Origin of the sequence: Streptomyces griseosporeus (assembly GCF_014656055.1) — a bacterium.
In the GTDB taxonomy this organism is placed as follows: Bacteria; Actinomycetota; Actinomycetes; order Streptomycetales; family Streptomycetaceae; genus Streptomyces; species Streptomyces griseosporeus.
Genome location: NZ_BNBR01000002.1, coordinates 360,051 through 384,791, shown reverse-complemented (window position 1 = coordinate 384,791; position 24,741 = coordinate 360,051). Strand labels below are relative to the sequence as shown.

General features: G+C 74.5%; 23 protein-coding genes and 1 pseudogene. 14 read left to right on the top strand and 10 right to left on the bottom strand.

Annotated features, from left to right (window positions below; all coding sequences use genetic code 11):
• Positions 1 to 155: 155 nt before the first annotated feature.
• Entirely contained in the window at positions 156 to 1,268 is a 1,113-nt protein-coding gene (locus IE308_RS10750; protein WP_190217691.1) for an aminotransferase class V-fold PLP-dependent enzyme, read from the bottom strand.
• A 183-nt stretch (positions 1,269 to 1,451) separates the two neighbouring features.
• Positions 1,452 to 2,306, bottom strand: a complete 855-nt coding sequence (locus tag IE308_RS10745; protein WP_190217690.1) for a GntR family transcriptional regulator — start codon at positions 2,304 to 2,306, stop codon at positions 1,452 to 1,454.
• 318 nt (positions 2,307 to 2,624) lie between these two features.
• On the opposite strand from IE308_RS10745, the gene IE308_RS10740 reads away from it, so the two are divergent.
• From IE308_RS10740 to IE308_RS10720, 5 genes are all read left to right on the top strand, one after another.
• On the top strand, positions 2,625 to 3,905 hold the full coding sequence (locus IE308_RS10740; RefSeq protein WP_190217689.1) for an extracellular solute-binding protein: 1,281 nt from the start codon (positions 2,625 to 2,627) through the stop codon (positions 3,903 to 3,905).
• A 29-nt stretch (positions 3,906 to 3,934) separates the two neighbouring features.
• On the top strand, positions 3,935 to 4,909 hold the full coding sequence (locus tag IE308_RS10735; protein ID WP_190217688.1) for a carbohydrate ABC transporter permease: 975 nt from the start codon (positions 3,935 to 3,937) through the stop codon (positions 4,907 to 4,909).
• Between the two features lie 65 nt (positions 4,910 to 4,974).
• Positions 4,975 to 5,793: a carbohydrate ABC transporter permease gene (locus tag IE308_RS10730; RefSeq protein WP_229908877.1), complete on the top strand. Its 819-nt coding sequence runs from the start codon at positions 4,975 to 4,977 to the stop codon at positions 5,791 to 5,793.
• Positions 5,794 to 5,866: 73 nt separating this feature from the next.
• Positions 5,867 to 7,450: a beta-N-acetylhexosaminidase gene (locus IE308_RS10725; RefSeq protein WP_190217686.1), complete on the top strand. Its 1,584-nt coding sequence runs from the start codon at positions 5,867 to 5,869 to the stop codon at positions 7,448 to 7,450.
• Between the two features lie 31 nt (positions 7,451 to 7,481).
• The gene (locus IE308_RS10720; protein WP_229908821.1) at positions 7,482 to 8,936 is read left to right on the top strand and encodes a cellulose binding domain-containing protein; all 1,455 of its coding nucleotides are present in this window, start codon (positions 7,482 to 7,484) and stop codon (positions 8,934 to 8,936) included.
• Between the two features lie 16 nt (positions 8,937 to 8,952).
• Here the strand turns inward: IE308_RS10720 and IE308_RS10715 are convergent, their stop codons facing one another.
• Positions 8,953 to 10,923 (bottom strand): AfsR/SARP family transcriptional regulator, encoded by a 1,971-nt coding sequence (locus IE308_RS10715; RefSeq protein ID WP_190217685.1) that lies wholly within the window; start codon positions 10,921 to 10,923, stop codon positions 8,953 to 8,955.
• Between the two features lie 114 nt (positions 10,924 to 11,037).
• On the opposite strand from IE308_RS10715, the gene IE308_RS10710 reads away from it, so the two are divergent.
• Positions 11,038 to 11,916, top strand: coding sequence for an alpha/beta fold hydrolase (locus IE308_RS10710; protein ID WP_190217684.1), 879 nt, complete (start codon positions 11,038 to 11,040; stop codon positions 11,914 to 11,916).
• Here IE308_RS10710 and IE308_RS10705 read toward each other — a convergent pair.
• The gene (locus tag IE308_RS10705) at positions 11,913 to 12,299 is read right to left on the bottom strand and encodes a cupin domain-containing protein (RefSeq protein WP_373314490.1); all 387 of its coding nucleotides are present in this window, start codon (positions 12,297 to 12,299) and stop codon (positions 11,913 to 11,915) included. The genes IE308_RS10710 and IE308_RS10705 overlap by 4 nt on opposite strands.
• Before the next feature lie 110 nt (positions 12,300 to 12,409).
• On the opposite strand from IE308_RS10705, the gene IE308_RS10700 reads away from it, so the two are divergent.
• Entirely contained in the window at positions 12,410 to 13,084 is a 675-nt protein-coding gene (locus IE308_RS10700) for a helix-turn-helix transcriptional regulator (RefSeq protein ID WP_190217683.1), read from the top strand.
• Positions 13,081 to 13,511 (top strand): annotated as a pseudogene (locus IE308_RS10695) (hypothetical protein). Before IE308_RS10700 ends, IE308_RS10695 begins: the two are co-directional and overlap by 4 nt.
• A 3-nt stretch (positions 13,512 to 13,514) precedes the next feature.
• On the opposite strand, the gene IE308_RS10690 reads toward IE308_RS10695, so the two are convergent.
• The 4 genes from IE308_RS10690 to IE308_RS10675 all read right to left on the bottom strand — a co-directional run bounded on the left by IE308_RS10690 (position 13,515) and on the right by IE308_RS10675 (position 16,465).
• Positions 13,515 to 14,675 carry an RNA polymerase sigma factor gene (locus IE308_RS10690; protein ID WP_190217682.1) on the bottom strand — a complete coding sequence of 387 codons (1,161 nt, stop codon included), beginning with the start codon at positions 14,673 to 14,675 and terminating at the stop codon, positions 13,515 to 13,517.
• Positions 14,676 to 14,686: 11 nt separating this feature from the next.
• A complete protein-coding gene (locus IE308_RS10685) occupies positions 14,687 to 15,094 on the bottom strand; it encodes a YciI family protein (RefSeq protein ID WP_110635904.1) in 408 nt (135 codons plus the stop codon).
• A gap of 127 nt (positions 15,095 to 15,221) precedes the next feature.
• On the bottom strand, positions 15,222 to 15,698 hold the full coding sequence (locus IE308_RS10680) for a hypothetical protein (protein WP_190217681.1): 477 nt from the start codon (positions 15,696 to 15,698) through the stop codon (positions 15,222 to 15,224).
• A complete protein-coding gene (locus IE308_RS10675) occupies positions 15,695 to 16,465 on the bottom strand; it encodes a TioE family transcriptional regulator (RefSeq protein WP_190217680.1) in 771 nt (256 codons plus the stop codon). The genes IE308_RS10680 and IE308_RS10675 overlap by 4 nt, the downstream gene beginning before the upstream one ends.
• A 58-nt stretch (positions 16,466 to 16,523) precedes the next feature.
• On the opposite strand from IE308_RS10675, the gene IE308_RS10670 reads away from it, so the two are divergent.
• The 5 genes from IE308_RS10670 to IE308_RS10650 all read left to right on the top strand — a co-directional run bounded on the left by IE308_RS10670 (position 16,524) and on the right by IE308_RS10650 (position 21,490).
• The gene (locus tag IE308_RS10670; RefSeq protein WP_190217679.1) at positions 16,524 to 17,750 is read left to right on the top strand and encodes an erythromycin esterase family protein; all 1,227 of its coding nucleotides are present in this window, start codon (positions 16,524 to 16,526) and stop codon (positions 17,748 to 17,750) included.
• Between the two features lie 199 nt (positions 17,751 to 17,949).
• Positions 17,950 to 18,927, top strand: coding sequence for an NAD(P)H-dependent flavin oxidoreductase (locus IE308_RS10665; protein ID WP_229908820.1), 978 nt, complete (start codon positions 17,950 to 17,952; stop codon positions 18,925 to 18,927).
• Positions 18,928 to 19,020: 93 nt separating this feature from the next.
• On the top strand, positions 19,021 to 19,824 hold the full coding sequence (locus IE308_RS10660) for an alpha/beta fold hydrolase (RefSeq protein ID WP_110626122.1): 804 nt from the start codon (positions 19,021 to 19,023) through the stop codon (positions 19,822 to 19,824).
• Complete coding sequence (locus tag IE308_RS10655; protein WP_190217677.1) at positions 19,824 to 21,152, top strand: PP2C family protein-serine/threonine phosphatase; 1,329 nt, start codon at positions 19,824 to 19,826, stop codon at positions 21,150 to 21,152. Before IE308_RS10660 ends, IE308_RS10655 begins: the two co-directional genes overlap by 1 nt.
• Positions 21,152 to 21,490, top strand: coding sequence for an STAS domain-containing protein (locus IE308_RS10650; protein ID WP_190218269.1), 339 nt, complete (start codon positions 21,152 to 21,154; stop codon positions 21,488 to 21,490). The genes IE308_RS10655 and IE308_RS10650 overlap by 1 nt, the downstream gene beginning before the upstream one ends.
• 149 nt (positions 21,491 to 21,639) lie before the next feature.
• On the opposite strand, the gene IE308_RS10645 is transcribed toward IE308_RS10650, so the two are convergent.
• The gene (locus tag IE308_RS10645; RefSeq protein ID WP_190217676.1) at positions 21,640 to 22,356 is read right to left on the bottom strand and encodes a GNAT family N-acetyltransferase; all 717 of its coding nucleotides are present in this window, start codon (positions 22,354 to 22,356) and stop codon (positions 21,640 to 21,642) included.
• A 224-nt stretch (positions 22,357 to 22,580) separates the two neighbouring features.
• Here IE308_RS10645 and IE308_RS10640 point away from each other — a divergent pair, with 224 nt between their 5' ends.
• Entirely contained in the window at positions 22,581 to 23,843 is a 1,263-nt protein-coding gene (locus IE308_RS10640) for an MFS transporter (protein WP_229908819.1), read from the top strand.
• Positions 23,844 to 23,931: 88 nt separating this feature from the next.
• Here the strand turns inward: IE308_RS10640 and IE308_RS10635 are convergent, their stop codons facing one another.
• Complete coding sequence (locus IE308_RS10635; protein WP_190217674.1) at positions 23,932 to 24,711, bottom strand: DUF1963 domain-containing protein; 780 nt, start codon at positions 24,709 to 24,711, stop codon at positions 23,932 to 23,934.
• Positions 24,712 to 24,741 lie beyond the last annotated feature (30 nt).

The window sequence follows — 24,741 nt, the reverse complement described above, 5'->3', positions numbered from 1 at the left end:
CCGGCACGCCCTCTCGCCGCACCGGCCGGTCTCCCGCGTACAACCAGTACGCGGGCGCCCGTCCGGCACGGCGAGAGCACGCACCGGACGCCGCTCGGCCCGCCCTCCGGGCGGACGACGCGACTTTGCGGACACCCCCTAGGCGTGCCCCGGGCTCACGGCCGCAGCGAGGACAGTGCCGCGGCGACCCGTTCCACCGTCTCCGCCGGCGTCGACGCGTGCGGCGAGAGCCTGAGCGAGTCGCCGCGCACCGTCGGCGTCACCCCCTCGGCGTGCAGCGCCTTGCCGACGAGCGACGGATCGACGTCCGGCAGCGTGAAGGCGAGGATGCCCGCCCGCCGCTCCGGGTCCACGGGGGACAGGACGTGGCCGCCGTGCCGCGCCACCACCTCCGCCAGCTCGGCGACCCGCACGGCGATCGCGTCCTCGATCGCCGCGACGGTGTACCGCTCGACCAGGCCGAGCGCGGCAGCGAACGCGGCGGCCGTCACCGGGCTCAGATGGGTCACCGACCACCGGCGCGCGTCCGCCGCGGGCGGGTGGTCCGCCCCGTCGAAGAGGCCGATGTCCTCCACGCCCGTCCAGCCGGTGAGGACGGGCTCCAGCCTGTCCAGCGCCAGGTCGGACAGGGTCGCGAAGCCGGTGCCCCACCCCGCGCGCAGCCATTTCTGGCCGCCCGCGACCAGCACGTCGGCGGCGTCCCAGGCCATCTCGGTCACCCCGAAGGCCTGGATGGCGTCCACGACCAGCAGCCGGTCCGGCCCGATCGCCTCACGCAGCGCCGCCAGGTCGGCACGGAACCCGCTGCGGAAGTCCACGGCACTGACCGACACCGCGACGACCTCCTCCGTCAGCGACTCGCGCACCAGGTCGGGCGTCACCCCGCCGCCCGGCACGGGGTCGAGCCACCGCGGCTCGGCCCGGCCCAGGCCCGCCGTGCGGCGCCACGGATAGTGATTGGCGGGGAAGTCGGTGCGCGCCGCGAGGACCACGCCCGCGGGGACGCCGAGGGCCGCGTGGAACAGGCCGGTGGACGTGTTGGGGAGCAGGACGGTGTGTTCCGGGTCGGTGCCCGCGAGGCGGGCGGCGGTCTCCCGCGCGGTGGCCTCCGCGCGCATCAGCAAGTCCACGGTGGTGTGGTCCGCGCGGGCGGACTCCTCCATGGCGTGCCCGGTGGCCGCGACGACGTCCCGCGAGGGCGGACCGAACCGGGCGAAGTCGAGGTATCCGGGCGGTGTGTCGAAGTGGGCGGCGTACGGCGAGAGCACGGGGGCGCGACCTTTCGGAGCGGGGAAAGCGGGCGGAGCGGGCTTGGCGGGCGGGGCGGGGTCGAACCGGGGTGGACCGGCCGGCCGGGGCAGGACGGGCAGGGGAGCGCGGCGGGCAAGGGGCAGAGCACGGCGGAGCGGTACCGAAGGTCCGAAGGTACGGCGTCGGCACCCGGCCGCCCCTCAGCCCTGCACATCCCCCAGCGTCGAAGCCGCGACCGGTGTCCCGTGCGCGGAGTCGCCGGGCGGGATGCCGGGGTGGTGCCCGGCGGGCGGGCCGTCGGACGGAGCCGTGTCCGTCGCGAGCTTCAGGCGGGAGACGATGCGGTACCGGTCGCCGCGGTAGACCGAGTGGACGTACTCCACGGGACGCCCGGTGGAGTCACTGGTCAGGCGCTCGAAGAGGAGGGCGGGGAAGAGCTCGGGCACGTCCAGCACCTCCGCCTCGGCCCGGGTCACCACCGTCGGCTCGATCGCCTGCGTCGCCTCGCTCACGTGTACGCCGTGATGGGTGCGCAGATGCTGGTAGAGGTCGCCGTGTTCCAGCTCGTCCGCGGTGAGCCCGGGGACCAGCGCCGCGGGGATGTGCAGGTGCTCGATGGCCATCGGCGCCCCGTCGACCAGCCGCAGCCGGGCGACGTAGAAGATGTCCGCGGCGGGGGAGAGGCGCAGCTTGCGGCCGACCCGGGCGCCCGCCGGCAGGGTGGTGAACTCCAGGAGCCGGCTGGTCCAGGTGCCGGACGCCTGCGGCACGCTGAGCGACTGCCGGTCCTGCACCAGCTCCTGCGTGATCTTCTCGGGGGCCACGAACACACCCCGCCCGTGCTCCCGGACGAGGATGCCCGCGGTGACCAGCTCGTCGACCGCCGCCCGCAACGTCGGCCGGGACACGCCGAGTTGGGCGCACAGGGTGCGCTCGGAGGGGATGGCGTCCCCGGGGGAGCGTTCCTCGGCCATGGTCAGGACGGCCTCGCGGACCCGCTCCCGCTTGAGGACACCGCCGGTCGTCCGGGCCGTTCCCGGTTCCCTGTCACCCATCCGCGCCGTCCCCTTCCCCACGCGCCCACCGCGTGGATGCATCTGACCAGCTTCCGGCATCCTGCCGCAAGAGACCACTGGTAAGGACCAGTTCAGGGGCCATGCGGCGCGCGCGACGGATGTTCAGGTGGCTGATCTTCAGTCCGTGAGCGGCCAAAACCCGTACCGGCGCGAGGGGTTGACGGCCTCAATGGTCCATGCCATTTTCATCCCTCACCAACAGGTCACCTGTCCAGTTGGCCCCGGATGGACAACTGGTCAAGTGTCCGGGTGTTCCTCCCGCCCCGCGCCCTCCCCTGAGCATCTCCGAGGTGAACCGTGAAGTTCCGCCTGCTCGCCGGTGCGTCGTCCTCGCTCCTCCTCCTGACCACCCTCCTGACCGCCTGCTCCTCCGGCTCCGGCTCCGACGGCTCCGCAGACGGCAGCGGCGGCGCCTCCGAGCTGACCGTCTGGCTCATGCGGGACAGCGTCTCCGCCGCCTTCCAGAAGGAGTTCACGCAAGCGTTCACCCGGGCGCACCCCGGCATCGACCTGAAGATCCAGATCCAGGAGTGGGACGGCATCGGGCAGAAGGTCACCGCCGCCCTGGCGAGCAACGACGCCCCGGACGTCATCGAGGTCGGCAACACCCAGGTCGCCCAGTACGCGCAGAGCGGCGGACTGGCCGACCTCACCGGCAAGAAGGCCGACCTGGGCGGCGACACCTGGCTGAAGGGGCTGGCCGAGCCCGGCGCCTGGGAGGGCAGGCAGTACGGCATCCCCTACTACGCGGCCAACCGCGTCGTCGTCTACCGCAAGGACCTCTTCCGTCAGGCCGGCGTCGACCCGGCCGCCATCAGGACCCGGCAGCAGTGGCTCGCCGCCACGCGCAAGTTGAACAAGGGCGACCAGCAGGGCATCTACCTCACCGGGCAGACCTGGTACGCGCTCGCCGGGTTCATCTGGGACGAGGGCGGCGACCTCGCCGTCCAGGAGGGCGGGAAGTGGAAGGGCGCCCTGGACACGCCCGAGGCCCTCGCCGGCATGCGGTTCTACAAGGAGCTGCAGGCGCTCGGCAAGGGACCGAAGGACGCCGACGAGGCCAACCCGCCGCAGGCCGAGGTCATGGCCGCGGGCAAGGTCGCACAGATCATCTCCGTCCCCGGCGGCGCCAACGTCATCGCCGAGCACAACCCGCGGCTCAAGGACCAGCTCGGGTTCTTCCCCATCCCGGGCAAGACGGCCGGCAAGCCCGGCGCCGTCTTCACAGGCGGCTCCGACCTGGTGATCCCGGCCGCCTCGCGGCACCAGGACGCCGCCTACACCTTCGTCAAGGAACTCACCGGGGACACCTGGCAGAAGAAGCTCGCCCTCGCCATGAGCTATGTGCCGAACAAGACCTCCCTCGCCTCCGCCGTCGCCTCCGACCCCGGCGCGGCCGCCATGGCCGTCGGCGCCGCCGAGGGACGTGCCACGCCCAACACCCCCGGCTGGGCCGCCGTGGAAGCCGAGAACCCGGTCAAGGACTACATGACGGCCGCGCTCACCGGCGGCGACCTGGCACAGGAGGCACGCAAGGCCTCCGCCGAGATCACCCGGGCGATGAACAGCGCCTCCTGAACCGCCCCCGCGCACGAGAGGAGGAGCCCTTGTCGGCCACCGAGGAACACGCACCGCCGCGCCGGCGGCCGGCCCGGACCTCCGCCCCGCCGGCCCCGCCCCGCCGTCCCACCCGCGACCGCTCCGGCCCCTGGCCCTACCTGCTGATCGCGCCCGCCGTCCTCGGCATGCTCTACCTGCTGCTCTACCCGCTCGCCCGCGCCGTCCTCATCTCCCTCCAGGACTTCCGGCTGCGCGAACTCATCTCCGGGGACGCCGAGTTCGTCGGTCTCGCCAACTACCGCGCCCTGCTCACCGACCCACGGTTCTGGACGGTCGTACGCCGCACGTTCCTGTTCATGGCGGTCAACGTCGCCCTCATCATGGTGCTCGCCCTGCTGGTGGCGCTGATGACCGAGCGACTCGGCAGGGTGTGGCGGACCGTCGTCCTCAGCTCCCTCGTCCTCGCCTGGGCGATGCCGGTCGTCGCCGCGACCACCGTCTTCCAGTGGCTCTTCCACTCGGAGTTCGGCATCGTCAACCGGGCCCTGACCTCGCTCGGCGCCCACTCCTTCGAACGGTATCCGTGGTTCGCGCACGGCACCGCCGCCTTCGCCATCCTCGTGACCCTGGTCGTCTGGCAGTCCGTGCCGTTCGCCGCGATCACCCTCTACTCCGCGCTCACCACCGTCCCCGCCGAACTGCACGAGTCCGCCCGGCTCGACGGCGCCGGAGCCTTCCGGATCCTGCGCTCCGTCACCTTCCCGCTGATCCGGCCGATCGTGATGCTGGTGCTGTGCCTGGAGGTGATCTGGACCTTCAAGGCGTTCGTGCAGATCTGGGTGATGACCAAGGGCGGACCCGGCGACGCCACCACCATCTTGCCAATCTACGCCGTGCAGACCGCCCTCTCCCGGCAGCGCTACGACCTCGGCTCGGCGGCCTCGATGATCACGGTCGTCCTGATGTCGGGCGTGCTCGTCCTCTACTTCCGCCAGCTGTTCCGACAGGAGAACGAGAGTTGAGCACCGTACGCGGCGACAGCGTCCGCGCGCCCCGCGGCCGTGCCCCCCACTTCCGCGCCCCCCGCCTGCGGCGCCTCCCGCTGCACGCCGGGGCCGCCCTGACCGTGCTGGTCTGCCTCTTCCCCGTGTACTGGATGATCACGACCGCCCTCAAGCCGTCCCGGGACATCCAGTCGTCCGATCCGCACCTCGTCCCGCACTCCTGGACGCTGGAGCACTTCAGGACCGCCGTCAACGCGCCCGGGTTCGCCCAGTTCTGGCGCAACAGCCTGCTCGTCACCGCCGGCGCCGTCCTGCTCTCCCTGCTCGTCGCCCTCGCGGCGGCCTACGCCGTCGCCCGGATGCGCTGGCGCGGCCGCCGCCCGTTCGTCCTCGCCGTCTTCATCGCGCAGATGGCGCCGTGGGAGTCACTGATCATCCCGGTCTACATCATCGCCCGCGACACCGGCATGCTGGACCGGCTCCTCACGCTGACGCTCGTGTACTTCATGGTGACCCTGCCCTTCACCGTCATCGTGCTGCGCGGTTTCCTCGCCACCATCCCGCCCGAACTGGAGGAGGCCGCACAGGTCGACGGCTGCACCCGCCTCGGCGCCTTCCGCCGGGTCGCGCTCCCGCTGCTCGCCCCCGGCCTCATGGCCACCTCGCTGTTCGGGTTCATCACCGCCTGGAACGAGTTCGCCTACGCCAACTTCCTCATCATCAAGAACCAGGACCAGCGCACCCTGCCCGTGTGGTTGTCCTCCTTCCAGAACACCTTCGGCACCGACTGGGGCGCCACCATGGCCGCCTCCACCCTCTTCGCGCTCCCCGCCCTCGCCGTCTTCCTGCTGCTCCAGCGTCACGTCACCTCGGGCCTCGCCACCGGCGCCGTCAAGGGATGACGCCGCCTCGCCCCCGCTGCCACTTACGGCACCCCCACCCCCGCCCCCGCCCCCGCCCGGAAGGCCGCCACCCGTGCCCGCACTCCGCCGCGACCAGGCCCTGCTGCCCCGGCCCACCCGACTCTCCCTGCGCTCCGGCCACTTCACGCTCGACACCGGCACCGCCGTGCGGACGACCCCCGGCGCCGAGGCCGCCGCGGACCTGCTGCGCGACCTGCTCACCCCGGCCACCGGCCTGCCCCTGCCCCCGTCCCCGTCCGGCGACATCACCCTCGCCGTCGACCCCCAGCTGCGCGGTCTCGGCCAGGAGGGATACGGCCTCACCGTCGCCGACCGCTCCGTCCTGCTGCGTGCCGCCCACCCGACCGGGCTGCTGCGCGGCGTGCAGACCCTGCGGCAACTCCTGCCCGAACAGGCGCTGTTCCCCACCGGCGGCGCGCGCCGCGAGCGCTGGGAGCTGCCCTGCACCGAGATCACCGACGTCCCGCACCGGCCCTGGCGCGGCCTGATGATCGACGTCGCCCGCCACTTCCACGACGCCGCCACCCTGCGCCGCCACATCGACCTGCTGGCCCTGCACAAGCTCAACGTCCTGCACCTGCACCTCACCGACGACCAGGGCTGGCGCATGCCGGTCACCGCCTACCCCCGCCTGACCACGGTCGGCGCCCACCGCGCCGGAACCGCCCACGGCACCGGCAGCGAGGACGGTCACGACGGCCGCCCGCACGGCGGCGCCTACACCCGCGCCGACCTCACCGGCCTCGTCGCGCACGCCGCCCGGCTGGGCGTCACCGTCGTCCCGGAGATCGAGATGCCGGGCCACGTCCGCGCCGCCCTCGCCGCCTACCCCCACCTCGGCAACCACCCCGACCGCGCCCTCGACGTGTGGACCCGCTGGGGAGTCTGCGACAGCGTCCTCGGCGTCCACGACGGCGTCCTCGACTTCGTGCACGTCGTCCTCGGCGAGGTCATGGACGTCTTCCCGGCGCCGTACATCCACCTCGGGGGCGACGAGTGCCCCACCACCGAATGGGAACAGAGCCCCGCCGCGCGCGCCCGCGCCGCCGCCGAAGGCCTGTCCGGTCCGGCCGGCCTGCACGGCTGGCTCCTCGCCCGGGCCGGCGCCCACCTGCGGGAGCACGGCCGCCACCCGGTCGCCTGGGCCGAGACCGGCACGGCGCTGCCGCCCGGCTTCACCGCGATGAGCTGGCGCGAACCCGCCCACGCGGCCGAGGCCCTGCGCCGCGGACACGACGTCGTCCTCACCCACCACCGCACCACCTACCTCGACTACGCCCAGGACGACCGCCCCGGCGGCCCGCCCGCCCAGCCCGGCCCCGTCGTCGACCTGCGCACCGTCCACCGCGGCGACCCCGACCCGGTGACCTCGGCGCCCGGCGCCGGACGCGTCCTCGGCACCCAGGCACAGCTGTGGACCGAGTACGCGCCCACCGCCGCCGATCTCGACCGGCTCGCCTACCCCCGGCTGTGCGCGCTCGCCGACCGGGCCTGGACCGGCCCCACCCCCTGGCCTGACTTCACCCGACGCCTCGCCGCGCACACCCGGCGCCTGAACGCCCTCGGCGTCCGCCACCACCCCCTGACCGCGCCGCCGCCCCAGGCGGCGCAGACCCGCACAGCACCCTCCGCGTAACCCCACGACCCCCAACGGAGAGGACACGACCGTGACCCGTCACGACCACCCGCCCGCCCGGCGGCGCAGCGCCCGGCTGCGCGCCGCCCTCGCGTCGGCCGCCGTCACCGCGCTCGGCGCCACCGCCCTCGCCGCCCTGCCCGGCACCGCCAGTGCCGCCGGCGGGCTGACGGTGCAATACCGCACCAGCGCCACGGGCGCCACCGCCGACCAGAGCGAGCCCTGGTTCAGGGTGACCAACACCTCCGGCGCGAGCCTGCCGCTCAGCGAAGTCAAGCTCCGCTACTACTTCAAGGCCGACGCGGCGAACGCCACGTACCGCTTCGCCTGCTCCTGGGCGGTCAAGGGCTGCGCCAACATCACCGGCACGTTCGGCACGCTCGCCCACCCCACCGCCACCGCCGACCGCTACCTGGAGATCGGCTTCACCTCCGGCGCCGGCTCCCTCGCCCCCGGCACCGACACCGGCGACCTGCAACTGCGCTTCTACCAGTCCACCTGGCAGACACTGCGGCAGAGCGACGACTACTCCTTCGGCGCGAGCCAGACCTCCTACGGCGACTGGTCCAAGGTCACCGCCACCCGCGCCGGCACCCTCGTCTGGGGCACCGCACCCGACGGCAACACCCCCACCGACCCGCCGACCACCCCGCCGCCCACCACGCCCCCGCCCGGCGGCTCGGGCACCCTCTGGGACGACTTCGGCTACACCTCCCACACCGACCCGAGGATCTCCGCCAACGGCTGGAACGTACGCTCCAACTCCGGTGGCCCCGGCGTGCCCGGCGCCACCTGGGACCCCTCCAACGTCACCTTCGCCACCAGCAACGGCAACACCGTCATGACGCTGGAGACCTCCACCGCGGGTACCGCCGCCACCACCGAGCAGACCGAGGTCCTCACCAAGGCGACCAAGTTCCGGAACGGCACCTACGCCGCCCGCGTCAAGTTCAACGACGCCCCGAAGTCCGGCCCCGACGGCGACCACCTCGTCCAGACGTTCTTCACGATCAACGACCTCAAGGCCCCGATGGCCGACGACTACGCCGAGTACGACTTCGAGTACCTGCCCAACGGCGGCTGGGGCGAGCCGTCGAACATCCTCTACACGACGTCCTGGGAGACGTACAACCCCGACCCCTGGCAGGCCGTCAACCAGCACACCGAGAGCCGCCAGAGCTACACGGGCTGGCACGACCTCGTCGTCACCATCGACGACAGCTCCATCAAGTACTACGTCGACGGGCAGCTCTTCGGCACCCACGACGCCGCCTACCTGCCCGAACGCCCCATGTCCATCAACTTCAACCAGTGGCTGATCGACCTGAACGGCCAGACGTCCACGACCCCGCGCGCCTACGAGCAGCAGGTCGACTACGTCCTCCACGTCAAGGACCAGGTCCTGACGCCCGCTCAGGTGGCCGCGAAGGTCGCGGCGTACCGCGCCGCCGGCACCGCCTTCGAGGACACCGTCCCCACTCCGTGACGCCCCCCGGCCTGTGTCACCTCCGGGTGGCGCAGGCCTCCGCCTCTGCCAGGTACCGCGCCACCGGGCCGAGCGTGAGCAGGCCGCTCGCGGCGCCGGCGTGTTCCGCCTCGGCCCCGCGCAGGGCCGCAGCCGCGCGGGCGGCGGTGTCGCGCTCGCCCAGGCGTACGGCCGCGTGGGCCGTGAGGCACCACAGCGCCTCCTGGAGGTGGTCCGGCGACGGCTGCGGGACGGCGGCGAGCGCGGCGCGCGCCTCGTCGGCGCGGTCGTGCGCGAGCAGCAGGAGGGGCTGCGCCCAGGGGCGGTACGGCCCCCAGTCGAGGCGGGGACCGGTGGGGGCGGGCCTGCCGTGCAGCAGCCGCAGCCCCAGCAGGGCCATCGGGAACAGTCCGCGGTGCAGGCCGGGCATACCGGCCGTGGCGAGGGCCTCCTCGGCGGCGCGGTAGCGGGCCGCGGCCGTCGCGGGCGTGGGACCGCCGGGTTCCGCGCTGCGGGCGGCCGTGGCCCGGGCCCGGTACCAGGCGGTGAGCACGGGCACCAGCGGGGCCTCCGCGGTGACGGCGAGCTGTTCGGCGGCCCGCGCATGGCCGTCGGCGGCGTCGAGGTCGCCGAGCGCCGAGGCCGACTGGAGGCGGACGAGCCGGCCCAGGACGGCGAACCGCGGCAGCCCGTGCCGGCCGGCCACCTCCAGGATCTCGGCGCCGATCGCGTCCCGGGTCGCCGCCAGCCCGGGACGCCGGAAGGACTGCAGGAACACGCCGTTGAGGGCGAACGCCAGCAGCGCCGGATCGCCCAGGTCCCGGGCCAGCGCCTCCGCCTCCCGCGCCGCCCGCAGGGCACGGTCCGCCTCCGCCGCCGACAGACCGGCGCTGCGGCTCTCGACGGCGACGGTGGCGAGGAGCCGGGCACGCAGGTCGGCGGGGCCGTCGGGGAGCCGGGCACGCAGGTCGGCGGGGCCGTCGGGGCCGAGCGCGGTGAGCGTCCGCTCGGCCGCGGCGACGACCTCGCGGGACTGCTCCGGATCGTCGGCGCGGCTCCACAGCGCGGGCACGTCGTACGCGCCGATGACCCGGGCGGTCAGGGCCACGTCCCCGGTGCGTTCCGCCGCGCGGACGGCGGCGAGCCGGTCGCGCCGCGAGTGGACCAGGGCGTCACCGCCCGCCACGGCGAGGGCGCGGGCCAGGTCCACGGTGGTGCGCGGACCGAGCCGGACCCCCGGGCCGGTCCACGCGGCTGCCGTGCCGTCCAGGGCGGGGGACTGGTTCAGGATCTCCGTCTCCAGCCGGCGCAGACCCGCGCCGGGGTCGAGCCCGAGCTGATCCGCGAGCAGGGTGCGGGCCCGGCGCAGCGTCGCCAGCGCCTCCGCCTGCCTGCCGGCCCGGTGCAGCGCCCGCGCGAGCAGCTCCCAGCCCGGCTCACGCCACGGATGCGCGGCGACATGCGCGCCCAGCGCGGCGACCAGTTCCGGCCCTTCCCCCCGGCCGAGCAGCAGCCGGGCGCGCAGCTCCACCGCCTCCAGCCGCAGCTCCTCCAGCCGGGCCCGCTCGCGCTGCGCCCAAGGGGAGTCCGGTACGTCCGCGTAGGCGGGCCCGCGCCACGCGGCCAGCGTCTCGCCCAGCTCAGCCGCCCCGCCGGCACCGCGCCGGGCGCGGACGAGGGCGTCCTCGAACCGGTGGACGTCCACGTCCTCCCGCGGCAGCCGCAGTGCGTAGCCGGGCCCTTCCGTGACGAGCAGGCGCGGCGGTGTCCGAGGGGGCCGCTCGGGTTCCACGGCGCGGCGCAGCGCGGCGACGAACGTCCGCAGCGCCCCCACGGCACGGACCGGCGGCTCGGCCCACAGGTCGGCGACGAGCGTGCCGGCGGTGACCATCCGCCCGTCGGCGGCGACGAGCCGCGCGAGCACCTCGCGGTGACGGGGCCCGCCCAGCTCGACCGGGGTGCCGTCGGCCCGCACGGCCCGCACGGCACCGAGGACATCGATACGCATGCCCCCATCCTGCGTGACCGGCCGTGCCGCGCCCACCCGCACTGATCGGCTGCTGATCGGCGTCGCCCAGGCTGCTCCCGTCGGTCCCGATCCCTCCCTCAGGAAGGCCCTTCCATGGCACTCTTCCCGGCCGGTTTCGCACACGTCCGCCTGCCCGCCGCCGACGGCGTCCACCTCTCGGCGGCGGTCGGCGGCAGCGGCAGCCCCGTGGTCCTGCTGCACGGCTTTCCGCAGACCCACCTGATGTGGCGGCACGTCGCCGAACGGCTCGCCGCCGACCACACGGTGATCTGCCCCGACCTGCGCGGCTACGGCGCCAGCGACAAGCCCGCGGCCGACGCGCCGGATGTGTACGCCAAGCGCACCATGGCCGCCGACATCGTCCACGCGGCGGCGGCGCTGGGCCACGAGCGGTTCGCCCTCGTCGGCCACGACCGGGGCGCGCTGGTCGCCTTCCGGGCGGGCCTCGACCACCCGGAGACCGTCACCCACCTGGGCATCCTCGACATCGTGCCCACGCTCGACATGTGGCAGGTCCTGCGCGGTGTCTCCGCGGCCGTCGGCTACCACCTCTTCCTCATGGCGCAGCCGCCGGGCCTGCCGGAGACGCTGATCGAGGGCAGCGCGGACGCCTTCTTCGGGTCGTTCCTCGACGCCTGGGCCGGCGATCCGGCCGCGCTGCCGGAGCCGGTGCGGGCCGAGTACCTGCGGTCGAGCGCCGCGGCCGTGCCGTCGATCGTCGCGGACTTCAGGGCCTCGGCCGGCATCGACATCACGCACGACCAGGCGGACCTGGACGCCGGATCCGAGCTGGCCATGCCGGTCACGGTCGTCCAGCAGGACTGGGGCGCGCAGCTGGGCTACGACGCCGCCGGCGTGTGGCGGGCCTGGGCACCGGACCTGGACCACCGGCTGACCGGCTCCGGGCACTTCATGGCCGAGGAGTCCCCGGACGAGATCACGGCGGCGATCCGGGACCTGCTGACCCGCTAATCGGCTCGTCGGCGGATCTGCATGCCCGGGCGGCGGCGGTGCACCGTGAGGTAGGCCAGGCCGTCGTCGCCCGCGGTGATGCCGCGCGTGCTGCCGTGCGGCAGCCAGACCAGGGCGCCCTCGGTGAGGTCCTGCGGGACGCCGCCGCCGTCGAGGGTGCCGTCACCGGCGACGACGACGAGCAGCACGTCCAGGTCCGGCTCGATGTGCGGCGCGACGCGCGTGCCCGGGGCCAGGCGGACGACATTGGCGTCCAGCTGCCGGCCGCTCTCGGCCAGCTTCCACAGCGCCCCGGTCGCCCCGCTCGTCCCGGCGCCCGCGCCGAGCAGTCCCGGGACACGGCATGCGATCCGCGGTTCCGGAACTCCCACCGGCGACGTCACAACGGCTCTCCCTCTCGGACGGCCCACAGTCCGGCAATTATTACATGTACGATCTGTGAAAAATCGCCGGCCTGCGACGATGACGTGATCACGGACAAGGAGGGGTGGGCATGACCGCCGAGGGCCGTTCCCCGCGCCGCGCCGCCGTCCTGGACGCGCTGCGCGCCTCCGACACGCCGCTCGGCGTCACCGACCTCGCCACGCGGCTGGGCGTCCACCCCAACACCGTGCGGTTCCATCTGGACGCCCTGGTCGGCGAGGGTCTCGCCGCGGCCGAGGTACGGCCGTCCAGGGGCCGCGGACGCCCCCGTACCGTCTACACGCCGCGGCGGGGCATGGACCGCGGCGGCACGCGCGGCTACCGCCTGCTGGCCCAGATGCTGCTCAGCAGGCTCGCGGCCGACGGCGCCGAGGCGGGCGGGGCCGCGACGGAGGCCGGCCGGGCCTGGGGCCGCTACCTGATCGACCCGTTCCCGCCCTTCCGGCAGCCCACGGCGCGGGAGGCCACCGCCCGGCTCATCGCGCTCCTCGACGACCTCGGGTTCGCCCCCGGCGCGGACGGCGACGGCGACGGCGTACCGGAGCGGGTCCGGCTGCGGCACTGCCCCTTCCTGGAACTGGCCGAGGAATACGGCCAGTTGGTCTGCCCGCTGCACCTCGGCCTGATGCAGGGGGCGCTGGCCGCGCTGGACGCCCCGGTCACGGCGACCCGACTGGAGCCCTTCGCCGAACCGGAGTACTGCCTCGCGCACCTCGCGCCCGTCCCGGCGGCGGCCCGCCGATGAGCGCCGCGCCCGCCGCCGTCGCCGCAGCGGTCACCTTCACCTGGCTCGGCATGGTCCTGGCGATCTCGTTCCTGGAGGCTCCGCTGAAGTTCCGCGCGCCCGGCGTGACCGTCCGGATCGGGCTCGGCATCGGCCGGCTCGTCTTCCGCGCGCTGAACCTCACCGAGGCCGTCCTCGCCGCCGCGGTCATCGCCGCGGTCGCCGCCGGAGGACCGCCCGGCCCGGTCATCGCCCTGACCGCCGCCGTGACGGCGGTGCTCTCCTCCTGCAACTGGGCGTCGTCCGGCCGCGGCTGAACCGCAGGTCCGACCGTGTGCTGGCCGGCGAGGACCTGCCGCGCTCGCGCAGCCACCTGACCTACGTCGCGTTCGAGGCCGTGAAGGTCGTCCTCCTGCTCGCGCTCGGGGTGAGCGTGCTCGCGGCGTGAGACTCAGGGGCTGCCCGGACCGTGCCGCAGACGGGCGTTGAGCCGGGCGGCCTGCCGGGTGAGGTAGTCCTGCTCGGCCAGGTTGGACGCCTTGCGGGCGGCCTCCGCGTACAGCCGTGCCGCCGTCGCCGGGTCGCCGTCCCGCTCGTGCAGATAGGCCGCCGCGGCGGTGTGCCGGGGCAGCGAGGGGTCCAGTGCCGCGAGCGCCGCCAGCCCGGCGCGTGGCCCGTCCGCCTCGCCCACGGCGACCGCACGGTTCAGCCGGACGACGGGACTGTCCGTCAGGCGCACCAGCTCGTCGTACCACTCGACGATCTGCACCCAGTCGGTCTCCTCGGCGGTGGGCGCGTCGGCGTGCAGGGCCGCGACGGCGGCCTGCGCCTGGTACTCGCCCAGCCGGTCCCGGGCGAGGGCCGCCTGCAGGACGGCGACGCCCTCCGCGATCAACGCGGTGTCCCACCGGCTGCGGTCCTGCTCCGCGAGCGGCACCAGCGCGCCGTCCGGCCCCCGGCGGCCGTCCCGCCGGGCGTGGTGGAGCAGCATCAGCGCGAGCAGCCCCCGCACCTCCGGGTGGTCGATCGCGGCCGCGAGGCGCCGGGTGAGCCGGATCGCCTCGGCGGCCAGGTCGACGTCACCGGAGTAGCCCTCGTTGAACACCAGGTAGAGCACGCGCAGCACCGTCGCGACATCGCCGGGCTGGTCGAACCGCACCCCGGACACGGTGCGCTTGGCGCGGCTGATGCGCTGCGCCATCGTCGCCTCGGGCACCAGATACGCCTGGGCGATCTGCCGGGTGGTCAGCCCGCCGACCGCCCGCAGGGTGAGCGCGACCGCCGACGACGGCGTCAGCGACGGATGCGCGCACAGGAAGTACAACTGGAGCGTGTCGTCCACGGCGGGCGCGGGGCCGGGCCCAGGCTCCTCCTCGGCGCGCTCCTCGCGCCGGCGGCGGGCGGCGTCCGACCGGGTCGCGTCGAGGAACTTGCGCCAGGCCACGGTGACCAGCCACCCCTTGGGATCGTGGGGCGGGTCGGCCGGCCAGACGCGGAGCGCCTCGACGAGCGCGTCCTGCACGGCGTCCTCGGCCGCCGCGAAATCGGCTCCGCGGCGGACGAGGACGGTGAGCACGCTCGGCGTGAGACCGCGGAGCAGGGCCTCGTCCATGGGTGACCGGGTCAGTCCGTGATGGTGGGCGGCTCGGCCATGAAGGGCCGCAGCTCCAGCCACTCGTGGATGGGCTTCCCGCCCGCGCCCGGGGCGGCGGACAGCTCCCCGGCGAGTTCGAGGGCACGGTCGTAGCTGTCGACGTCGATCACCATCCAGCCCGCGATGAGGTCCTTCGTCTCGGCGAACGGCCCGTCCGTGACCGGAGGGCGGCCCTCACCGTCGTACCGCACCCACGTCCCCTCCGGGGCGAGCGCCTGCCCGTCGACGAACTCGCCCGTCTTCTCCAGCCGGGCCGCGAACTCCTGCATGTACCGGATGTGCGCCGAGATCTCCTCCGGCGTCCACTGGTCCATGGGGACGTCGTTGACCGCGGCCGGGGCGCCCCGGTAGTGCTTCAGCAGCAGATACTTGGCCATGGTGTGCTCCTCGGTGCGCGTGCGACCCATTGTGGTCGCGTTCACCCCGGGGACGGAGGGGATCACGGGTTCTCGACATCGCGGCGAAAGTTTTCCTCGCGGATTTCTCGTACGCCGCGCCCGCGGGTCAGTCCCACGCGTTGAAGAGCAGGCCACCCAGTGCGGTGATGCCGTAGACGCGCACCTGGCGCCGTTCGTCACGGGAGAGCGCGGACGTGTCCACGGCGGACAGCGGGGTGGTGAGGCGGTCGAGGCCGAGGACCTCGAACCCGGTGAGGGCGAAGGCGGAGGCCCACGGGGGCGGTGCCAGGAACTCCCCGTCGTGCCAGGTCCGTGTCTCCCGGGCGAACGCCACCCAGGGGTGATGGGCGTGGCACAGGACGACGGTCTCGCCGGTGCCGTCGAGGACCGAAGCGGTGTGGAACGTACTGGGGTACACCTGCTCCCGCACCTCACCGACCCTGCCCCCGGCGAGCCGGGCGGCGGTGTACACCGCGGCGCGGAAGGCCCGGAGACTCGTGTGGGGGAGAGGGGCGTCGCCCGGGCGGAGGAAGCCGGTCGCACCCCGCGGCAACGGGATCCCCGTGCCTGGGCCCTCGGTCATGCGCTGCTCCTTTCCGCAGTGGTGGCGGGACCGTCCGTACGGTCCCGCAGGTACGCCTCCAGTTCGGCGGCGCCGTTCAGCATCGCCCGGGCGCGGGCGGACAGCCGGGCGTGCCAGTCGCGCAGGGCGCCCTCCAGCGGCTCCAGGCCGCCGGCCGTCCGTACCTGGGCGATCAGCGGGGCGATCTGCCCCAACAGGTAGCCGCCCCGCCGGAGTTGATGGGTCAGGCGCGCGTCCCGTACCGCGGCCTCGTCGTAGAGCCGGTACCCGGTCAGCGGATCCCGGTGCGGGCGGACCAGACCGGCGCGCTCCCACTTGCGCAGGGTCGCGGGCCGGACGCCGAGCCTGCGCGCCAGCGGGCCGATGAACACGCCGCCGCCGGCCGCCGGGACCACGTCCGGCCCCTCCTCCGCCGAGGGGTCCAGGTCGCGCAGGGCGCTCTCCACCGCCTGGAGGGTGCGCCGGTCGTCGAGGAGCTGGGCGTGGCTCTCGTCGATGACGCGGAACGCCTCGTCGACCGCGTCCCGGTTCACCGCCCGCATGATCGACGTCGCGGTCCCGTGACCGTGGCCGGGGACCAGGGCGAGGAACGCGCGCAGGGCCCGCGCGTGCAGCGCCGTGTAGGTGCGGTAGCCGTGCTCCGACCGCTCGGCGGCCGGGAGGATGCCGGCCTCCTCGTAGTTCCTGACCGCCTGGGTGGACAGACCGTGCCCGCGGGCCAGGTCCACCGGCCTGAGGCGACCCCCTCTTTGAAACTTCGACGCCATGCACCGCACGATAGCGCGCCAAAGTCTCCACCCAAGGTTCAACGATAGCGTTGAGGGCATGGCGACCGACATCAAGGACACCGCCCACCCCGTCGAGGCTGCCGCCCTTCTCGCGCTGCTTCCGGCCCGGCCCCGGATCCTCGCCCTGGGCGAGCCCACCCACGGCGAGGAGACCCTGCTCGACCTGCGCAACGAACTGTTCCGGCAGCTCGTCGAGGAGCACGGCTACCGGACGATCGCGCTCGAGAGCGACTGCCTGGCCGGCCTCCTCGTGGACGACCACGTCACCTCGGGCACCGGCACGCTCGACGACGTCATGGAACACGGCATCAGCCACGAGTGGGGCGCGTTCGAGGGCAACAGGGAGCTGGTGCGCTGGATGCGCTCCCACAACGCCGGCCGGCCCGCCGCCGAGCGGATCCGCTTCACCGGCTTCGACGGCCCCCTGGAGATCACCGCCGCCGCGAGCCCCCGGCAGGCCCTCACCGCACTCCACACCTTCCTCGCCGAGCGCGTGGACCCCGGCCTCCTCCCGTGCACCGGGGAAACCCTCGACCGGCTGCTCGGCGCCGACGAGCGGTGGACCGACCCCGCCGCGATGCTCGACCCGGCCCGCTCCGTGGGACGGTCCGCCGAGGCCGGCCGGCTCCGGCTGCTCGCCGACGACCTGGTGACGCTGCTCGACACCCAGCTGCCGCACCTGGTCGCGACCAGCTCGCCGGACGAGTGGGACCGGGCGCGCCTGTACGCACGTACCGCGACCGGCCTGCTGCGCTACCACCACGCCATGGCCGACCCCTCACCGGCCCGCATGACCCGCCTGGTGAGCCTTCGGGACCAGATGATGGCCGGGAACCTCCTCGCCCTGGCCGAGCGCGGCCCGGTGCTCGTCCACGCCCACAACAGCCATCTCCAGCGGTACATGAGCAGCATGGACATGTGGGAGGGCCCGGTGGCGTGGTGGAGCGCGGGCGCGCTGGTCGGTGCCCGGCTGGGCGAGGAGTACGCGGTCGTGGCGACGGCCCTCGGCACGATCCGGCACAAAGGCGTGGACACGCCGCCCCCGGACACCGTCGAAGGTCTCCTGTACGCCCTCCCCGAGGACCGCTGCCTGATCGACCCCCGCCGCCTGACCACCGCGCTCGGCACCACCTGCCCGGCGCCCCGCACCTCCCCCTGGTTCGGCTACGCCCCGCTCGACCCGGCCCACCTGGAGGACAGCGACGCCCTCGTCTTCGTGAAGGACGCCGGCGAGAGGGGAGGGGACGAGGAGACGCCTGCCTAGGCCTGTCGTCCGGATGAGCCGGACTCCGGGGCGCGGTGCCCTCGTGGCGCCGGTGCCCCGCGGCGCGCACGGTCCTGCCGTCCCCCCGTCCGGTGGCCTTCCGGCGTGCCTGGCGGTCTTCGAGGGCCGTGGCGCCGACAGTATGCGGCAGGAGGACGGCGCCACGGCCGCGTGGCGACGACGGTGTGAACGGAGGACCGTGCTCAGGACACCCGTGTGCGACGTACTCGGCATCGACGTGCCGATCGTCCAAGGGCCCCTCGGAGGGCCCTGGCAGCAGGGCACCGACCTCCCCGCCGCCGTCAGCGACGCCGGCGGTCTGGGCAGTGTGCCCACCACCATGCGCACGGCGGCGCAGGTCCGCGACGACGTGGCGCGCCTGCGCGGGCTCACCGACCGGCCGTTCGCGGTGAACATGACCCGCCGCCCCTTCGACCCCGAGGTCTTCGACGCCGTCCTCGCCGTGCGCCCGCCCGTCTTCTCGCTCGCCCTGGGCGACCCGGGCGACCTGGTGGGAGGCGTGCACGACGCCGGGGCGGTCTTCGTGCAGCAGGTGACCACCGTCGAGCAGGCCCGGCGCGCGGCCGAGGCGGGCGTCGACGTGATCATTGCGCAGGGCACGGAGGCGGGCGGGTTCAGCGGGCAGGTCGGCACCATGGTGCTGGTCCCGCAGGTCGTCGCCGCGGTCGCCCCGCTGCCGGTGCTCGCCTCCGGCGGGATCGCCGACGGCCGGGGAACGGCGGCGGCACTCGTGCTGGGCGCCCAGGGCGTGAGCATCGGCACGCGGTTCCTGGCCTCGGCCGAGTGCGCCGTACCGGAGGAGTGGAAGGCGGCCATCGGCGCCGCCGACAGCCAGGACGCGGTAAAGGTGTCGTTCGCCCACCACGTCCTGCCGCCGCCGACCGAGGGCGGCTACGACACCGTCCCCCGCTCGCTGCGCACGCGGTTCGTCGACGCGTGGAACACCCGGCAGGAAGCCGCCGCCGAATCGGCCGGCACGCTGCGCGAGCAGGTCATGGCGGCGATGAGCGAGGGTACGACGCACCGGCTCCTGCCGCTGACAGGGCAGTCCGCGGGGCTGGTCGCGGACGTTGCTCCCGCAGGGGACATCGTCCGCCGCCTGGCCGGCGAGGCGGAGGAGATCCTGCGCGCCGCCTCCCGCATCGGTCAGGCGTAGTGCGCCGCCGGCCTCGCCGACACCGGCCGGCTTGTCCTTGCTCATGGACGCCCGACCGATCGCCGTGCCGCCCGACCTGAGAGACTGGCTGGTATGGACGTCAGGCGCAGGAACAACATCACCGAGACCGGCAACCCCCACGGACGGCCGGTGGTGCTCGCGCACGGGTTCGGCTGCGACCAGAACATGTGGCGGCTGACCGTGCCCGCGCTGGCCGAGGACCACCGGGTCGTACTGTTCGACTATGTCGGCTCCGGCCGCTCGGACCTGTCCGCGTTCACGGAGGACCGCTACTCCTCCCTGCACGGCTACGCCCAGGACGTGGTGGAGGTGTGCGAGGCCCTCGACCTGCGCGACGCCGTGTTCGTCGGCCACTCGGTCAGCGCCATGACCGGGGTCCTCGCGGCCGACCTCGCCCCGGAGCGGATCGGCGCGCTGGTGATGGTCGCGCCCTCCCCGCGGTACATCGACGACGAGGGCTACCGGGGCGGCTTCAGCGCCGAGGACATCGACGAACTCCTGGAGTCCCTGGAGGCGAACTACCTCGGCTGGTCCGCGGCCATGGCCCCGGTGATCATGGGCAACGCGGAGCGGCCCGAACTCGGCGAGGAGCTGAAGAACAGCTTCTGCGCGACCGACCCCGACATGGCCCGCGTCTTCGCCCGCACCACGTTCCTGTCGGACTGCCGGCAGGACCTCAAGAGCGTGCGCGTGCCGACGCTCGTCCTGGAGTGCACCCAGGACGCCATCGCCCCTCGCGAGGTCGGCGCCTTCGTCCACCAGGCCGTCCCCGGCTCCGTCCTGGTCACGCTCGACGCGACCGGCCACTGCCCGCACCTGTCCGCGCCCGAAGCCACGAACCGGGCGATCACCGCGTTCCTGGCCGGCCTGCGGTGATGTGCCGCACAGGGCAGCAGCCCGACCCCCACGACTCCGGCCGGGGGGCATGGACCGACGCCGCCTTCGCCGCGCTGCTGGAGGACAGCGCGGAAGAGCTGTACGACAGCGCTCCCTGCGGATACCTGTCCACGCTGATGGACGGGACCATCGCCAAGATCAACGCCACGCTGCTGGGCTGGCTCGGCCGGGACCGCGCGGAGGTCGTGGGCCGTATGCGGTTCACCGACCTGCTCACGGTGGGCGGCAAGCTGTACCACGAGACCCATTACGCGCCGCTGCTGCGCATGCAGGGCGAGATCAGCGGCATCGCCCTCGAGGTGAAGCGCAGCGACGGCGTACGCATGCCGGTCCTGGTGTCCTCCGCGGTCAAACACGGCAGCACCGGCGAGCCCGTACTGATCCGCACCACCCTCTTCGACGCCCGCGACCGCCGCGCCTACGAGGAGGAACTCCTGCGCGGCCGCAAGGAGGCCGAGAAGGCCCGCAAGCAGGCGGAGGAGGCCCGCAGACAGGCCGAAGAGGCACGCCGGCAGGCGGAGGCCGACCGGGCCAGGCTGCAGGAGGCCCTCGCGGTGCTCCAGCAGTCCCTGCTCCCCGCCGACCTGCCCCCGATACCCGGCATGTCCACGGCCGCCCACTACCACACGGCCTCTCCCGACCGGCTGGGCGGCGACTTCTACGACGTCTTCCCGCTCGACGGCAAACGCTTCGCCTTCTTCCTCGGCGACGTGTGCGGCAAGGGCCCGCAAGCCGCCGCGGTGACCTCGCTGACCCGCTACACCCTGCGCGCGGCCGCCCTGCACGAGTCCGACCCCGTCACCGCCCTGACGACCCTCGACACGGTCCTGCACGAGCGGTACACCGGGACCGGCGACCCCCGCTACTGCACCGCGATCTTCGGCACCGTCGACCCCGATCCCGTCTCCGGACACGCCACCGTGCGCCTCGCCTCGGGCGGCCACCCTCCCGCGCTGGTGCTGCGCGCCGACGGCACCGCCGACTACCTGCCCACCCCCGGCGGCTTCCTCGTCGGCGCCCTGCCCGGCGCGCGGTTCGCCACCACCGGCACCGTCCTGGGCCCCGGCGACACCCTGCTGCTCTACACCGACGGCCTCACCGAGGCCCGCACGGGCACCAGCCGCGACAGCCTGTACGGGGACGACGCCCTGCTCGCCTTCGCCACCACGCACGCGGGCGACGCCCCGGACGCCCTCGTCCACGCCCTGACCGACCTGCTGGCCGGCTTCGGCGACGGCCTCGACGACGACACCGCCCTCCTCGCCCTGGGCGTCCCCGCCCCCGCCCCGACCCCGAGCCGCACATGATGAGTCCGCTGAACATCACCGTCACCGACACCACCGCCGGTCCCGTCCTGGAGATCACCGGCGAACTCGACTACTCCAACGCCACCCGGCTGCGGGACCTGCTGCCCACCCTCACCCTGGAGTCCGGCCGCCGCCTCGTCCTGGACCTCGCCGGTCTGACGTTCTGCGACTCCAGCGGCATCACCGCGCTGATCGCCGCCCGCACCCACGCCCAGGCGGCCGGGGCGGACGCCGCGCTCGCCGCCGTACCCGCCAACACCCTGCGGATCCTGCGCATCGTGGGCCTCGACCAGGTCTTCGCGCTCTACCCCGACAGCGAGGCCGCGAGCCGGGTCTGACCCGGTCCCGGGCCCGTCCGGGCCGAGGTCGAGGACGGGTCGCCGCCCCGCTCCGAGCCGCACGACGACCGGCCCGGCGTACCGTCCGGAGCCCCCGTGCGAGCCGCGCCCAGCCGGCCGCGCGCCGCCGCAGGGCGGCCCACCGCGCCTCAGGCTGCGTCCGGCGTGCGGAAGCCGCGGAAGGTCACCCGCCTCCGGCTCACGAAGCCGAGCCGCTCGTAGAGCGCTGCCGCGCCGGTGTTCGCCTCGGCGACGTGCAGGAAGGGCCGATCGCCCCGGGCCAGGACGCGGGCGACGAGGGCGTCGACCAGCCGGGCCGCGTGACCGCGGCCACGGGCCTCCGGGGCCGTGCAGACGGCGCTGATCTCCGTCCACCCCGGCGGGCGGAGCCGTTCGCCCGCCATGGCGATCAGCCTGCCGCCCTCGCGGATGCCGAGATACGTGCCGAGTTCGCGGGTGCCCCGCCGGAACGGGCCCGGCTCGGTCCGGGCGACGAGATCGAGCATCTCGGGCACGTCGGCCGGACCCAGCGCGACCACGTCCGTGCCGGCCGCGCCGCGCGCGAGGGCGGCGGGGCGGCTGCCGGCGGGCAGGATCATCTGCCGGCCCTCCAGGGTGAAGACCGGCTCCCAGCCCGCCGGAGGCAGGGCCGGGCAACTGAACATGTCGGCGAACGCGCCGGGACCGAGGAGCCGCGCGAGACAGGCCCAGTCCGCCTCGTCCGCGTCCGCGGGTACGGCCGAGAAGGTGGCGACGTGCGGCAGATAGGTGGCGGCCCGCCCGAGGCGCCGCCCCAGACGCGCGTGCGGCCCCCGCAGGGACTCGCCCACCGGATCGTCGAGTGCCGAGGTGTCGCCGCTCACCATCCTGCTGTGCCCTCCTGCTGCGCGCCCGTCCGCCCGGTCCGCGCCATGGCGATGCGACAGCCGCAGCCGCTGCGATGTGCACGGCCATTGCCCGCGCGCTCATTCTCCATGATCCTCTACGGGCGGACGGGTCACACAGGGGGAGGGCGAGGTACCCGAGAGCCGTCCGCCGGCACTCGCCCCAGCCGTCAGCCGACCCGCGCACCGGAAGAGAGAGCCACTCCGTGACCAGCCCCGGCCCAGCCGCCACCGATCGGTCCCGCCGCCCGGAGGCACAGCGCCGCACGCTCACCGTGCTGGTCATGAGCCAGATCCTCAGCGGGGCCGGACTCGCGGCCGGGGTCACCGTCGGGGCCCTCCTCGCACAGGACATGCTGGGCTCCACCGGCCTCGCCGGGCTGCCCAGCGCGCTGTTCACCGCCGGCTCCGCGCTCGCCGCCGTGGCGGTGGGCCGTGTCTCGCAGGCCCGCGGCCGACGCCCCGGCCTGACCGCCGGGTACCTGACCGGCGCCGTCGGCAGCGCGGGCGTGGTCGCCGCCGCCGTCGCCGACAACCCCGTCCTGCTGTTCGCCGCCCTGTTCGTGTACGGCGCCGGAACGGCCACCAACCTCCAGGCCCGGTACGCCGGCGCCGACCTCGCCGCGCCCGGCCACCAGGCCCGCGCCGTCTCCACCGTCCTGGTCGCCACCACGCTCGGCGGCGTCACCGGCCCCAACCTCGCCGCCCCCACGGGCGCGCTCGCCGGACACCTCGGGATACCCGCCCTCGCCGGGCCGTTCCTCCTCTCGGGGGCCGCGTACGCGCTGGCGGCGCTCGTCCTCGCGGTACGGCTGCGCCCCGACCCGCTGCTCCTCGCGCGCACCCTGGCCGAGGCGAAGGACGCCGAGGCCGGCACCGGCACCGGCGTCGAGCCCGACGCCGTCGGCACGTCGTACGGCAGGGGCGGCGTCGTCCTCGGCGCGCTGGTCATGGTGCTCACCCAGCTCGTCATGGTCGCCGTGATGACGATGACGCCGGTCCACATGCGGGAGCACGGCCACGGCACCGCCGCCTCGGGCCTGGTCATCGCCGTGCACATCGGCGCCATGTACCTGCCGTCGCCGCTGACCGGCTGGCTCGTCGACCGCCACGGCCCCTTGAGGATCGCCGCCGCCTCCGGCCTCACCCTCCTGGCCTCCGGCGTCCTCGCCGGTCTCGCCCCCGGCGACTCCGTCGGACTCCTCGCGCTCGCCCTGGCCCTGCTCGGCCTCGGCTGGAACCAGGGCCTCGTCTCCGGCACCGCGATCATCACCGGCGCCGTCCCGCTGGCCACCCGGGCCAGGACGCAGGGCCTGGTCGACGTGTCCATCGCCCTCGCCGGTGCGACGGGCGGCATGACCTCCGGGATCATGGTGGCCGCCACCAGCTATCCCGTCCTGGCCCTGACCTGCGGGGCCCTCGCCCTGGCGCTGCTGCCCGCGGTCGCCGCCACCGCGTACCGCCGATGAGCGCGCCGGACCCCGCCGCCCGCCCCGAGCGTCCCGGCCACCCCGGCCCGGCCCACCGCCTCGCCCGGCCCGCGCCGACCCGCGACCGTCAGGCCATCTCCACGGAGCGGTGGACCCGGTCGAACCGCAGGGCCGCCAGGTCGCGTCGGCGGATCACCCAGTGGGCCACGCCGGAGTCCAGCTCCGTGACGTCGTCGCCGCATCTCCAGCTGGCCAGCAGCATCCAGTCACCGCCGCCGGTGTCGCGGGCGTCGTGGACGGGGTCGCTCTGGGGCGAGACCGGGTGGCCGCCGATCTGCAGGGTCCAGGGCGGCCGGTAGCCGCCCAGGTCGGACCAGGCGTCGCCGAGTTCCTCGGCGCGGTCGAACTGCTCGTCCTCGGGGAAGTCGCCCCAGGTGTCCAGCGCGTAGCTCTCGGGCATCTGGGCGCTCGACTGGTGCCAGTGGGTGCGCAGTTCCCGGTCCTGATAGGGCTTGCGCCAGCTGTGGGCGAGGGGGCGCGGGCCGGCCGGCGTTCCGGCGGGGACGTACAGCACCGCGTCGGCCACCGGCCCCTCGGCGACGCCCGCCTCGGTGCCGGCGAAGAAGAGCAGCCGGCCGTCGGAGGGGAGGGGGAGCCCGGTGGCGCCCGGCGGGAGCGCCGCGAGGTCGACGGAGGCGACGAAGGGCTCCGACGGCTCCGGCACGCCCCGCGGCAGCAGCGGGTCGCCCCCCACCCGGGCCACGAGGGGTCCGTCACCGCCCTCCGCCAGATACACCGCCGGCAGCAGCGCCGCGCGTATCCAGCCCTCCACGTCGTCCGCCGGCAGTCCCCGGGACGCCGCCTCGGCACGGAAGCGGTCCAGTCGGTCCGCGGTGTCGTCAGTCACGGGGTCACCCTAACGAGCCGCGTCCTGACC